Here is an 11,972-nt window from a genome sequence, read left to right as displayed (position 1 = left end):
TCGGCGTTCTATGGCCTGTGGGGCTCGTGATCATCCGGTTGGTAGAACACTCGTGTGGCGAGGCGTGAACTGAGCGATGACGAATGGGCGTTGGTGGCGCCGCTGCTCCCGATAGGCGCCTACGGCCCGTATCCGCACCGGCTGCGGGATCACTTCGAGGGCGTGATCCGGAGGTTTCGCTCCGGGGCCCAGTGGCGGGAGGTCCAGGAGGAGTTCGGGAACTGGTCCACGGTCCACGACCGGTTCCGCCAGTGGCGCGACGCGGGCGTCTTCCAGGCCCTGATGGAGGCGGTGATCGCTGAGGCCGCACGGCGGGACCAGGTGGACCTTTCCCTGGTTGGCGTCGACTCCACCACAGCGAGAGCGCATCACGACGCGGCCGGCATGAGGGTGGACGCCAAGACGCTGGCAGAGCTGGAGAAAGCACTGACGGAGGAAAGGGGGGCCCCGGCAAGGCGCAAAAGGATCAAGGTGCCGCAGAACCTGGCGATGCGGCCGAAGCCGCCCGCCGGGACGAGCGCCGACGCCTGCACCAACGACGTCGGGCACGGCTGAAGCAGCCGCCCTGGGCGCCGAAGTCCTCGCAGACCTTCCATATGGTCGCTTCGCAGCGGTGAGGAGGGTGCCGGAGAACGCCTTCAGCCAGTACCTGGGGGAGACCAGGTGGGCGCGGAGAGCGACACACTCGGAGCGGTCGCGGCTGTGGACGGCCGCGCGGCGATGGGACGCCAACAGCGCCTTCAGTGTGTCGAATCCCTCGCTGGGAGGCGGGTTCGTGCCCGGCGGGCGAGGGCGGTGGCGGCCAGCAGGGCCAGCACGGCCGCCGCCGGCAGCCAGAGCGCGGCCGGGGAGGACGGGTCTCCGGCCGAGGCGCCGGCCAGCACGGCCACCGCGTTGCCCGGCACGGTGCCCAGCAGGGTGGCCGCGGCGAACGGCGACCACCGCATCCGGCAGATCGCCGCGCCCAGGTTGACCGCGGCGAACGGCACGACCGGCAGCAGCCGCAGCACCAGCACGCCCCGGAAGGCCCGGTCCGACAGCCGCTCCTCGAGCCGGCTCAGCGCCGCCGACCGGTCGAGCAGCGAGCGGGCCGCGTCCCGGCCGAGCAGCCGGCCGGCGGCGAAGCCGAGCAGCGCCCCGAGCGTGGTGCCGACGGCGGCGACCGTCAGCCCGTAGGGCACGCCGAAGAGCGCGCCGGCGGCCGCGCTGAGCGCCGGCTTGGGCACCAGGGCCAGGGTGCCGAGCGCGTAGCCGGCGGCGAAGAGGGGGCCCGCCCACCAACCGTCGGCCCCGTCGAGCAGCCGGTCCCGGCCGATGGCCAGCACGACGCCGCCGGCGCCGGCCACCAGCAGGACGAGCAGCGCGACGCGTCCCCAGGGCGAGAACAGGACGCGGGAGGGGAGGGCGGCGGGGGAGGGGATCGTCTCAGGCATGGGGTCGCGGCGGCGCGGGAGGTGGGACCCGGCCGGTGCCCAAGTCAAACACGTCCCGCGCGGATGCGGCCGACCGTGAGGGCGGCGTAGGCCGGTGAGTCGGCGGTTCCCGCCGGCGCGGCGCGACGAGCGCGCCTACCGTGGGACCAGCCTGAGGGTGCTGTCGCGGGCCGGGGCCGAGACCATGGGGTCGACGTAGGCGGCGCTGTAGCGGCGGTACTTGGCGCGGTAGGCGGCGTCGATCCGCTCGTTGAGCGCCGGATCGGACTCGTCGACGAGGGTGACGTCACGGTCGACGCCGCCGGCGCTGATGTGGCCCTCGTGGCTGCCCTGCACCGTGCGGAACCAGGCGCCCTGTGGCCCCCGGTAGGAGCGGACGTAGAGGTTGTCGCCGTCCCTGACCACCCAGATCGGGATGGCGGGGCGCGGGGTGCCGTCGCCGCGCAGCGGGGCGATGTGGAGTTCGTCGGCGTGTTCGATGCGGCTGAGTTCGTCGTCGGTCCAGGTCGGCATCGGCTCGTCTCCTTCGGGGCGGTCGGGCCCGGTGACCGCGCGCCATCTCGGGCGGCGACGTGGTGCGCGACGGAGCCGCCGGCAGGCGTCCCGCGTCGGCTCGTCTCCTTCGGGGCCGGGGCCGCGCGCCACACTCGGCAGTATCACCCGCCCCACGCGCCCCGACCACCCGAGGGCGGCCGGGGCGCGGCGGCCGTCAGGCCTCGGCGGGCACGTGCCGTTCCCGGCGGCGGAGCATGGTGCGCGGCGAGGGGCCGCCGGCGAGGCACCACAGGGCGATGACCGGGTCGCAGATCGCGCAGCCGAGCGACGAGTCGTGGGCGAGGGGGACGATCGGGTTGCCCTTGACGTGGTGCACGATGTCCCAGGCGGTGTGCAGCAGCCAGGCGGTGCCGACGAAGGTCCAGGAGTCGAGGCCGCGGTAGGCGACGTAGGTGGCCACCACGGTGAAGAGGAACTCCCAGCCGCCGAGGCCGCCGCCGCTGAGGTAGGCGGCGCCCGCGCCGGCGACCATGACCGCGTTGAGGCGCAGCCGGTGTCGGTCGGGGACGAGGGACATCAGCGTCACGTAGACGAGTCCGATGGCCACGGGCGCCAGGACGGTCGTAACGAACTGCATGCGGGGTCTTCTTCCTTGCTGGCGCGGGGTCGCGCCCCGTCGACGCTAGTCAGCGGGGTGCGCCCGTCCCAGTGGCGTTCCCGACCGGTTCCAACGGGATACCGCCAGCGGGCCGCGTCGGGGCTGGCGGTACGTTCGGGGGCGTGCACACGGTCGCCGTCCTCGCCCTCGACCAGGTCATTCCGTTCGACCTCGCCACCCCGATCGAGGTCTTCACCCGCACCAGGTTGCCCGACGGTGGCCCCGGCTACCGGGTCCGGGTGTGCGCCGAGACGCCGGAGGTGGACGCGGGCGCCTTCACGTTGCGGGCGCCCTGGGGTCTCGACCGGCTGGGGGAGGCGGACACGATCATCGTGCCCGGCACCGCGCGGCCCACCGAGGCGCTGACCCCGGCCGTCCGTGCCGCGCTGCGGGAGGCCGCGACCGCCGGCACCCGCGTCGCCTCGATCTGCACCGGCACGTTCCCGCTGGCGGCGAGCGGGCTGCTGGACGGGTTGCGGGCGACCACCCACTGGCTCGCCGCCGAGTCGTTGGCCGCCGCCTTCCCCGAGGTCGAGGTCGACCCGAACGTGCTCTACACCGACAACGGGCGGATCCTGACCTCGGCGGGGGCCGCGGCAGGGCTCGACCTGTGCCTGCACCTGATCCGCCGCGACCACGGCTCCGCGGTGGCCGCCGAGGCCGCGCGGCTCTCCGTGATGCCGTTGGAACGCGAGGGCGGGCAGGCGCAGTTCATCGCGCACGACCACGCCCCGGCGCCGGCCGGCTCGGCGCTGGAGCCGCTGCTCGAGTGGCTGCGGGAGAACCTGGCCAGGCAGCTCACGCTGGACGACATCGCCGCCCACGCCGGCGTGTCGACGCGCACCCTGATCCGCCGGTTCCGCGAACAGACCGGCAGCACGCCGCTGCGCTGGCTGCACCACGCCCGGGTCCGCCGCGCCCAGCACCTGCTGGAGACCACGGAGGACTCCGTGGAGCGCGTCGGCGCGCGCGTCGGCTTCGGTTCGGCCACCGCCTTCCGCGACCGGTTCAAGCGCACCACGGGCGTCAGCCCGCACGCCTACCGTCGGGCCTTCGGCGGCCGGGCGGGCGTGGTCAGCCCTTGAAGGCGCCGTCGAGGATCCCGGAGACCATGCGCCGGCCGACGAGGACGAACAGCACGATCAGCGGCAGGGTGGCGAGGAACGAGCCCGACATGGCCAGGCCCAGGTCGATGCTGAAGTTGTTCTGCAGGGCCTTGATGGCGATCTGCACCGTGTAGGTGTCGGGGGACTTGAGGACGACGAAGGGCCACAGGAAGTCGTTCCAGGCGGTGACGTAGCCGAAGAGCCCGAGCACGAAGGCGGCGGGGCGGACGATGGGGAAGGCGATCCGCCAGAAGATCTGCCAGCTGTTCGCGCCGTCGATCCTGGCCGCCTGCATCAGCTCGTCGCTGAGGGTGGTGGCCAGGTGCTGGCGCATCCAGAAGATGCCGAAGGCGCTGGCGAGTCCCGGCACGATGAGGGCCTGGAGGGTGTCCACCCAGCCGAGCTCGGAGATGATCAGGTACTGCGGGATGATCGCGAGCTGTGTCGGCACGGTCATGGTGAGCACCACGACCAGGAACAGCACGTCGCGGCCGCGGAACGCCAGTTTGGCGAAGGCGAAGCCGGCCAGGGCGCACAGCACGGCGTGCCCGACGCCGATGGTGCCGGCCACGATCACGCTGTTGGCGACCGACTTCAGGAACGGCACGGTGGTGAGGACGAGTTCGGCGAGGTGGAGGAAGTTGTCCCCGGGCACGACCTCGGGCGGCATCCGGGTGGCGGTGGCCGAGTCGGTGGTGGCGACCACGAACATCCAGTACAGCGGGAAGAGGCAGACGACGGCGGCCAGCGTGAGCAGCGCGTAGGTCCACCAGCGGACCCGGTCGACGGGGCGGCGCCGGCGGCCGGTGGGCGGGGGAGGGGGCGGCGGGGTGTGGCGTGGCGTGGTCATCGCTTCTCCGGGCGGACGCGGGTGGTGAGGAGGTAGTTGACGAGGGCGATGCCGACGACCATCACGAACAGGGCCACGCCGATCGCGGCCGCGTAGCCGAACTGGAACATGCCGAAGCCCTGTTCGTAGAGGAAGAGGGTGAGCGTCTGGCACTCGCGGGTCGGTCCGCAGGTCAGCGGCGCGGAGCGGGAGACCAGCAGCGGCTCGGTGAAGATCTGCAGGCCGCCGATGGTCGAGGTGACGACGGTGAAGACGATGATCGGGCGCAGCGAGGGCACGGTGACGTGCCGGAACCGCTGCCAGCCGCCGGCGCCGTCGACGGCCGCCGCCTCGTAGGTCTCGCGGGGTATCGCCTGGAGCGAGGCGAGGTAGAGCAGGGTGGTGTAGCCGAACCAGCGCCAGGTGACCATGGCGGCGATCATCAGGTGGCTGCCCCAGCCGGACTGGACGAAGTCGACCGGGCCGAGGCCGACGAGGCCGAGCAGCCAGTTCAGCAGCCCGTAGTCGCGGTCGAACATCTGGGCGAAGACGATGGTGGTGGCGGCGACCGAGGTGATGTACGGCACCAGCATCGTCATGCGGAAGAAGACCGCCCAGCGGAGCCTGGCGTGGTGCAACAGGTGCGCGAGTACGAGCGCCAGCACCAGCTGCGGCACGGTGGACAGCAGCCAGATGCTGAGCGTGTTGCGCGCGGCGTTCCAGAAGCGCGGGTCGTCGAGGAGACGGCTGAAGTTGTCGGTCCCGATGAAGACCTGGTCGCCGATCGGGTTCCAGTCGAACAGCGCCACGTAGAAGGTGAACAGCAGCGGGAAGAGGCCAAACACCGCGAAGATCACGAAGAACGGGGCGATGTAGGCGTAGGGGGCGATCCGCTCGCCGATCCCCTGACGGACCCTGGTCGGCGCCTTGGCGGCGGGCGCCGGGTCCGGGGAGGGGAGCGGGGCGGGCGTCGGGCTGAGGAGTGTGGTCACGGCTCTTCGCTTCCTGAAAGGTGGTCCTTCAGCGCCCGATGGCGATCCGGATGTTCTCCAGCGCCCGGTCCCAGGCCCGTTCCGGATCGCCGCCGCCCTGCTCGACGTCGGTGATGGCGTTCAGGAACTCCTGGCCGATGGTGGAGCTGTCCCGGCCGATGGGGAACGGCCGCAGCCCGAGCAGCGAGTCGGTGTAGACGCGGCCGACCGGGGCGTCGGAGAAGAACGGGTCGGTGTACGACGCCAGGCGCTCGTCGCCGTAGACCGAGGGCGTGGTGGGCAGCGCTCCCGAGTCGGTGAAGTGGTCGAGCTGGCCGGCCGGCGACTGGGTCTCCCGGATGTACTCCCAGGCGGCCTCGGGGTTCTCGGCGTTCGCCGGGATCGCCAGGTAGCTGCCGCCCCAGTTGCCGGCGCCGCCGGGGATGGTGGCCAGGTCCCAGGCGCCGGCGGTGTCCGGCGCGTTGGTGCGGATCGAGTTGAGCATCCAGGAGGGCGCGGCGAGCGCGGCGTAGTCGCCGTGCTGCATCCCGGCGCCCCAGCCCTCGGAGAACGAGCTCTGGCCCGCCGTGATGCCGGCCTCGACGGCCTCCAGGGCCAGGTCGAACGCCTCGCGCACCGGCGCGCTCTCCCGGTAAACCGGCTCGCCCGCCTCGTCGTAGTACTTCACCGAACCCTGGTTGACGGCCTGGTAGAAGACGCTGGTGGCGGCGTTGTCGACGAACGCCGCGCCGGTGGCCGCCGTGTAGCGGCGCCCGACATCGATGAAGTCCTCCCAGGTCGGCCACAGCGCCCCGACCTCCTCGCGGTCGGTGGGCAGTCCTGCGGCGGCGAAGAGGTCGGTCCGGTAGGCGACGGCCAGGCCCCCGACGTCCGTCGGCACCCCGACCACGCTCCCGTCGGCGGCGGTCGACTGGGTGATCACCCAGTCCAGGTAGTCGCCCCTGATCCGGTCGGCGCCGAAGTCGCGCAGGTCGTGGAAGTTGTCCGGCTCCTCCACGAACCGCGGCAGGTCGTCGCCCTGGATCAGCACCAGGTCCGGGACCTTGCCGGCGGACAGCGCGGTGACGAGTGCCTGCGCCGTCTCCACGGAGCTGCCCACCTCGGTGAGCCGCACGTCGATCTCCGGGTGCGCCCGCTCGTACTCGGCGACCGCGGCCGCCTGGTTGATCCCGGAGAACGACCAGAACTCGATGGAACTGCCGTCTCCGCTGCCGGGATCCGAGCGGTTGGAACAGCCGACCGTGACCAGCAGGCCGAGGACCAGCGCGAGCGCCAGGCGCCTGGCGTCAGAGCTTCTGGGCAATGCTCTCGTTCCTTCGTGAGGGGGCGGCCGGGCGCGGGCCGCCGGGTCCGCTGCGTTCGGTCCCACCCTCGAAATGTTCGAAGGCGGTGCCGTTAGACTTGCCGTCATGAGCTCGACCGCCAGGAGCACGCCCGTCGACAGCGCGGCGAGCCAGCCGCTGACCATCGCGCAGATCGCCAAGCGCGTCGGCGTCTCGGTGGCGACGGTCTCCAAGGTGGTCAACGGGCGGTCGGACGTGGCCCCGCGGACCCGCTCGCGGATCGAGAGCGTCATCCAGGAGCACGGCTACCGGCGGCAGAAGAAGTCCGCGAGCCCGGCGCCGCTGATCGACCTGCTCTTCCACGCGGTGGAGGGCGGCTACGCGATCGAGATCTTCCAGGGCGTGCGGCGGGTGGCGGCCGAGCACGGCCTGGCCGTGGTCGTCTCCGAGCTGCGCGGGCGGCCGGCGGCGGGGCGCGAGTGGGTGGACGAGGTCCTGGTGCGCCGCCCGACCGGGGTGATCGCGGTGTTCTCCGGCGCCACCGGCGCCCAGGTCGACCAACTGCGGGTGCGCGGCATCCCGTTCGTCCTGCTCGACCCGACGGGGGAGCCCGACCACTCCTGGCCCTCGGTCGGCGCGGGCAACTGGAGCGGCGGCCTGACGGCCACCCGCCACCTGCTCGACCTCGGCCACCGGCGGGTGGCCGTCATCACCGGGCCCGAGGACGTGCTGTGCGGCCGAGCCCGGCTCGACGGCTTCCGCGCGGCGATGGACATGGCGGGCGTGCCGGTCGACCCCGAGCTGGTCAGGATCGGCGACTTCAGGCACGAAGCCGGGCTGCGTCACGGGCGTGAGCTGCTGCGGCTGCCCGAGCCGCCGACCGCCGTCTTCGCCGGCAACGACGGGCAGGCGCTCGGCCTCTACCGGGCGGCGGCCGAGGCCGGGCTCCGGGTGCCGGAGGACCTCAGCGTGGTCGGCTTCGACGATCTCTACCCGAGCCAGTGGGCCAACCCGCCGCTCACCACGGTGCGGCAGCCGCTGGCCACCATGGCGGCCACCGCCGCGACCATGGTGCTCGACCTGGCCGCGGGCCGGGAGCCGGCGCAGACCAGGGTCGAGCTGGCCACCGAGCTGGTCCTGCGGGGCAGCACCGCGCCCCCTGGGCTCTAGGCCATTCCCGAGCCGCATCGTTCGCCCCCTCCACCCCGTCCGTTCGGCCTGCCAGACGGTGTCCGGTCAGTGCGCCGAAGGTAGGAGACGGCCCGAGGGGCGTCAATGCTTTCGACAAAAAGTTCCGAATCGATCGGAGCCGCAGTCGGGGCGCCGGATCGCTTGACGAACAGTCAGGGCGTCTCTAGGTTCTGGCCCGAATTCCGAACCATGTTCGAGATATCGGATGACCGTCTCGCCCAGTCAAGGAGCCGCTCGCCCATGACCCCCGACAGACGAACCGTGCTCGCCTCCGCCGCCGTCGCCGGCCTCGCCGCCACCACCGGCCTCCTCACCCCGGCCGCCGCCGAAGGCCGCGGCGACGCCCAGCCGCGGCGCGAAACGTTCGGCCACCTGCCCGACGGCACCCGCGTCGACCGCTGGACCCTCGCCCGCGGCGGCACCCGCCTCGCCGTGCTCAGCTACGGCGGCATCGTCCAGCGTCTGGAGACCCCCGACCGGCACGGCAGGACCGCCAACGTCTCGCTCGGCTTCGCCACCCTGGAGCCCTACCTCACCGCCACCACCTACTTCGGCGCGCTGATCGGCCGCTACGGCAACCGCATCGCAGGCGGCCGCTTCACCCTCGACGGCACCACCCACCAACTCCCGCTCAACGACGGGCCCAACAGCCTGCACGGCGGGGACGCCGGCTTCGACAAGCGGGTCTGGGAGATCACCCCCGCCGGGCCCGCCGCCCTCAGCCTGCACCGCGTCAGCCCCGACGGCGAGATGGGCTACCCGGGCACCCTCGACGTCACCGTCACCTACACCCTCACCGACGACGGCGACTTCCGCATCGACTACGCCGCCACCACCGACGCCCCCACCGTCGTCAACCTCACCAACCACACCTACTTCAACCTCGCCGGCGAGGGCACCGGCAGCATCCTCGACCACCGCCTGGAGATCGCCGCCGCCCGCTACACCCCCGTCGACGCGACCCTCATCCCCACCGGCGAACTCGCGCCCGTCTCCGGCACCCCCTTCGACTTCCGGCGCGGCAAGCCCGTCGGCCAGGACATCCGCCGCGGCCACCCCCAACTCGGCCACGGCAAGGGCTTCGACCACAACCTCGTGCTCGACAAGGGCGTCACCAGGCGCCCCGGCCACGCCGCCACCCTCCACCACCCCGCCTCGGGCCGCACCCTGACCCTGGCCACGACCGAACCCGGCGTCCAGTTCTACAGCGGCAACTTCCTCGACGGCGCGCTCGTCGGCACCACCGGCAACGCCTACCGGCAGAGCGACGGCCTCTGCCTGGAGACCCAGCACTACCCCGACTCCCCGAACCAGCCGCACTTCCCCAGCACCGTGCTGCGCCCGGGGCAGACGTACCGCTCCACCACCGTGCACGCCTTCACCACCCGCTGAGCCCGCCGAGGAGGAGACCAGACGATGCGCGGACCACGCCCGCTCCCGGCCACGGCCCTGGTCCTGGCCGCCGCGGCGACCCTGGCGGCCGGGGCGTTACCCGGCGCGGGCGCCGGGGCCTCGGCCGCCCCGGCCCCCGACTACACGATCACGGTCGACCCCCGACGCGCCGGCCCCGAGATCTCCGACACCATGTACGGCGTCTTCCTGGAGGACATCAACTTCGCCGCCGACGGCGGCCTCTACGCCGAACTGGTCCGCAACCGCTCCTTCGAGTTCGGCCCCCGGGACCACGCCTCCTACACCCCGCTGACCGCCTGGTCCGAGGTCGCCCGCGGCGACGCCACCGGCAGCGCCACCGTCGTCGACGACGCGGCCCGCCTCAACGAGACCAACCGCCAGTACCTCAGGCTCGACCTCGCGGGCGGCACCGAGCCCGGCGCGGGATACGGCGTCCGCAACGCCGGCTTCTTCACCGGCATGGAGATCACCGAGGGCGACTCCTACGACTTCTCGGTCTGGGCCCGCACCGACCAGCCCCAGGGCACCGAGCTCACCGTCACCCTCGACACCGCGGCCGGCACCCCGCTCGCCGCCGAACTCACCCACGCCGTCCGGGGCGACACCTGGACGCAGTACACCGGCACCCTCACCGCCACCGCGTCCGCCCCCGACGGCGGGCTGACCGTGACGGCCGCCGGCGGCGGCACCGTGCGCCTCGACATGGTCTCCCTCTTCCCCCAGGACACCTTCCGCGACCGGGAGAACGGCCTGCGCCGCGACCTCGCCGAGCGGATCGCCGCCCTGGAACCCGGCTTCCTGCGCTTCCCCGGCGGCTGCCTGGTCAACACCGGCAGCCACGAGGCGTACGAGGCGCCGGACTGGCCGCGCGAACGCTCCTACCAGTGGAAGGAGACCGTCGGCCCGGTCGAGGAGCGCGCCGTCAACCACAACTTCTGGGGCTACAACCAGAGTTACGGCCTCGGCTACTTCGAGTACTTCCAGTTCGCGGAAGACGTCGGCGCCATGCCGCTGCCCGTCGTGCCCGCCCTGGTCACCGGCTGCGGCGAGAACCGCGCCACCGACGACCCGGAGCTGCTGGCCCGGCACATCCAGGACACCCTGGACCTCGTCGAGTTCGCCAACGGCCCGGCCGACTCCCCGTGGGGCTCGGTCCGCGCCGAGATGGGCCACCCCGAACCGTTCGGCCTCACCCACCTCGCGGTCGGCAACGAGGAGAACCTGCCCGAGGAGTACTTCGAGAACTTCCTCGCCTTCCGCGCCGCCATCGAGGCCGAGTACCCCGAGATCACCGTGATCGGCAACTCGGGCCCGTCCGCCGGCGGCACCACCTTCGACCGGCTCTGGGACCTCAACCGCGAGGCCGACGTCGCGATGGTCGACGAGCACTACTACATGGCGCCCAACTGGTTCCTCAGCAACAACGAGCGCTACGACTCCTACGACCGCGCGGGACCCGACGTCTTCCTCGGCGAGTACGCCTCCCGCGACAACCGCTTCGCCAACGCCCTGGCCGAGGCCGCCTACATGACCGGACTCGAGCGCAACGCCGACGTCGTCCGCCTCGCCTCCTACGCCCCGCTGCTCGCCCACACCCAGGGCACCCAGTGGCGCCCCGACCTCATCTGGTTCGACAACGACGCCAGTTGGGGCTCCGCGAGCTACGAGGTGCAGCGGCTCTTCGCGACCAACACCGGCGACCGGGTGGTGCCGAGCCGCGCCACCACGACCCCCGGCCTCGGCGGCGACGTCGACGGCGCCGTCGGCCTGGCCACCTGGGCCACCAGCGCCGCCTACGACGACGTCACCGTCACCTCGGCGGACGGCGAGACGCTGCTGACCGACGACTTCTCCGGCGGCCTCGACCAGTGGTCGCCGAGCACCGGCGCCGGGACCTGGTCACTGACGGACGGCGCCCTCGTCCAGGCCGACACCACCTCGACCGACAACATGCTGGTCGCCGGCGACCGGGACTGGGTGAACTACGACCTGGAGGTGACCGCGACCAAGCGCTCGGGCAGCGAGGGCTTCCTGATCGGCTTCGGCGTCCAGGGCACGGGCGACTACTACTGGTGGAACCTCGGCGGCTGGGGCAACACCCGCTCCGCCGTCGAACAGGCCGTCGGCGGCGCCAAGTCGGAGCTCGTCTCCGACGGCACCACCATCGAGACCGGCCGCGCCTACCACATCCGCGTCCAGGTGCGGGGCCGCGAGGTCACCCTCTTCCTGGACGGCGAGGAGTGGGGCAGCTTCACCGAGCCGACCCCCGAACCCTTCCGCCAGGTCGTCACCCGCGACGCCGAGACCGGCGAGCTGATCATCAAGGTCGTCAACGCCCAGGCCGAGGAGGCCGTCACCGCCATCGACCTCGGCCGCCGCGCCAACGTCGGCCGCACCGCCCACGTCACCACGCTCACCGGCGACCCGGAGGCGGTCAACGGCGAGAACGAACGCCCCATCGCGCCCCGGGAGTCCACCTTCCGCGGCGTCGACAACCGGTTCACCTACACCTTCCCGCCGCACTCCGTCACCTTCCTGCGCGTGCCGACCCGCTGACCGCGGGTCGGCACGC

The 11,972-nt window shown here is 72.5% G+C and carries 11 protein-coding genes; 5 read left to right on the top strand and 6 right to left on the bottom strand.

Translation table 11 applies throughout. From position 1 onward, the window contains the following. Positions 1-54 precede the first annotated feature (54 nt). Positions 55-555 (top strand): transposase, encoded by a 501-nt coding sequence (locus tag ACFWI8_RS00055; protein ID WP_387083798.1) that lies wholly within the window; start codon positions 55-57, stop codon positions 553-555. A 185-nt stretch (positions 556-740) separates the two neighbouring features. Here ACFWI8_RS00055 and ACFWI8_RS00050 read toward each other — a convergent pair whose 3' ends face one another. The 3 genes from ACFWI8_RS00050 to ACFWI8_RS00040 form a co-directional block, all read right to left on the bottom strand. Beyond that, the gene (locus ACFWI8_RS00050) at positions 741-1,433 is read right to left on the bottom strand and encodes a TVP38/TMEM64 family protein (RefSeq protein ID WP_387083796.1); all 693 of its coding nucleotides are present in this window, start codon (positions 1,431-1,433) and stop codon (positions 741-743) included. A gap of 135 nt (positions 1,434-1,568) precedes the next feature. Beyond that, positions 1,569-1,946: a DUF2255 family protein gene (locus ACFWI8_RS00045; protein WP_387083794.1), complete on the bottom strand. Its 378-nt coding sequence runs from the start codon at positions 1,944-1,946 to the stop codon at positions 1,569-1,571. Between the two features lie 196 nt (positions 1,947-2,142). Next, a complete protein-coding gene (locus tag ACFWI8_RS00040) occupies positions 2,143-2,565 on the bottom strand; it encodes a DUF6010 family protein (RefSeq protein WP_387083792.1) in 423 nt (140 codons plus the stop codon). 143 nt (positions 2,566-2,708) lie between these two features. On the opposite strand from ACFWI8_RS00040, the gene ACFWI8_RS00035 reads away from it, so the two are divergent. Beyond that, positions 2,709-3,671: a GlxA family transcriptional regulator gene (locus ACFWI8_RS00035; protein ID WP_387083790.1), complete on the top strand. Its 963-nt coding sequence runs from the start codon at positions 2,709-2,711 to the stop codon at positions 3,669-3,671. Here ACFWI8_RS00035 and ACFWI8_RS00030 read toward each other — a convergent pair. Genes ACFWI8_RS00030 through ACFWI8_RS00020 form a run of 3 tightly spaced genes read right to left on the bottom strand, consistent with a single transcriptional unit; the run spans position 3,661 to position 6,816 of the window. Continuing rightward, positions 3,661-4,542 carry a carbohydrate ABC transporter permease gene (locus tag ACFWI8_RS00030; RefSeq protein ID WP_387083788.1) on the bottom strand — a complete coding sequence of 294 codons (882 nt, stop codon included), beginning with the start codon at positions 4,540-4,542 and terminating at the stop codon, positions 3,661-3,663. The genes ACFWI8_RS00035 and ACFWI8_RS00030 overlap by 11 nt on opposite strands. Next, a complete protein-coding gene (locus ACFWI8_RS00025; protein WP_387083786.1) occupies positions 4,539-5,513 on the bottom strand; it encodes a carbohydrate ABC transporter permease in 975 nt (324 codons plus the stop codon). Before ACFWI8_RS00025 ends, ACFWI8_RS00030 begins: the two co-directional genes overlap by 4 nt. Positions 5,514-5,541: 28 nt before the next feature. Further along, positions 5,542-6,816, bottom strand: a complete 1,275-nt coding sequence (locus tag ACFWI8_RS00020; RefSeq protein ID WP_387083784.1) for an ABC transporter substrate-binding protein — start codon at positions 6,814-6,816, stop codon at positions 5,542-5,544. A gap of 106 nt (positions 6,817-6,922) precedes the next feature. Between ACFWI8_RS00020 and ACFWI8_RS00015 the strand changes: the two genes are divergently transcribed. The 3 genes from ACFWI8_RS00015 to ACFWI8_RS00005 all read left to right on the top strand — a co-directional run bounded on the left by ACFWI8_RS00015 (position 6,923) and on the right by ACFWI8_RS00005 (position 11,956). After that, positions 6,923-7,966: a LacI family DNA-binding transcriptional regulator gene (locus tag ACFWI8_RS00015; protein WP_387083782.1), complete on the top strand. Its 1,044-nt coding sequence runs from the start codon at positions 6,923-6,925 to the stop codon at positions 7,964-7,966. Positions 7,967-8,227: 261 nt separating this feature from the next. Next, positions 8,228-9,379 (top strand): aldose epimerase family protein, encoded by a 1,152-nt coding sequence (locus ACFWI8_RS00010; protein ID WP_387083780.1) that lies wholly within the window; start codon positions 8,228-8,230, stop codon positions 9,377-9,379. A 24-nt stretch (positions 9,380-9,403) separates the two neighbouring features. Continuing rightward, entirely contained in the window at positions 9,404-11,956 is a 2,553-nt protein-coding gene (locus tag ACFWI8_RS00005) for an alpha-L-arabinofuranosidase C-terminal domain-containing protein (protein WP_387083778.1), read from the top strand. The last annotated feature ends 16 nt before the right edge of the window (positions 11,957-11,972 follow it).

Source organism: Streptomyces sp. NPDC127098, assembly GCF_042722465.1.
Taxonomy (GTDB): Bacteria; Actinomycetota; Actinomycetes; order Streptomycetales; family Streptomycetaceae; genus Streptomyces; species Streptomyces millisiae.
The sequence above is the reverse complement of the archived record's forward strand: the minus strand, read 5'-3'. Positions and strand labels throughout refer to the sequence as shown.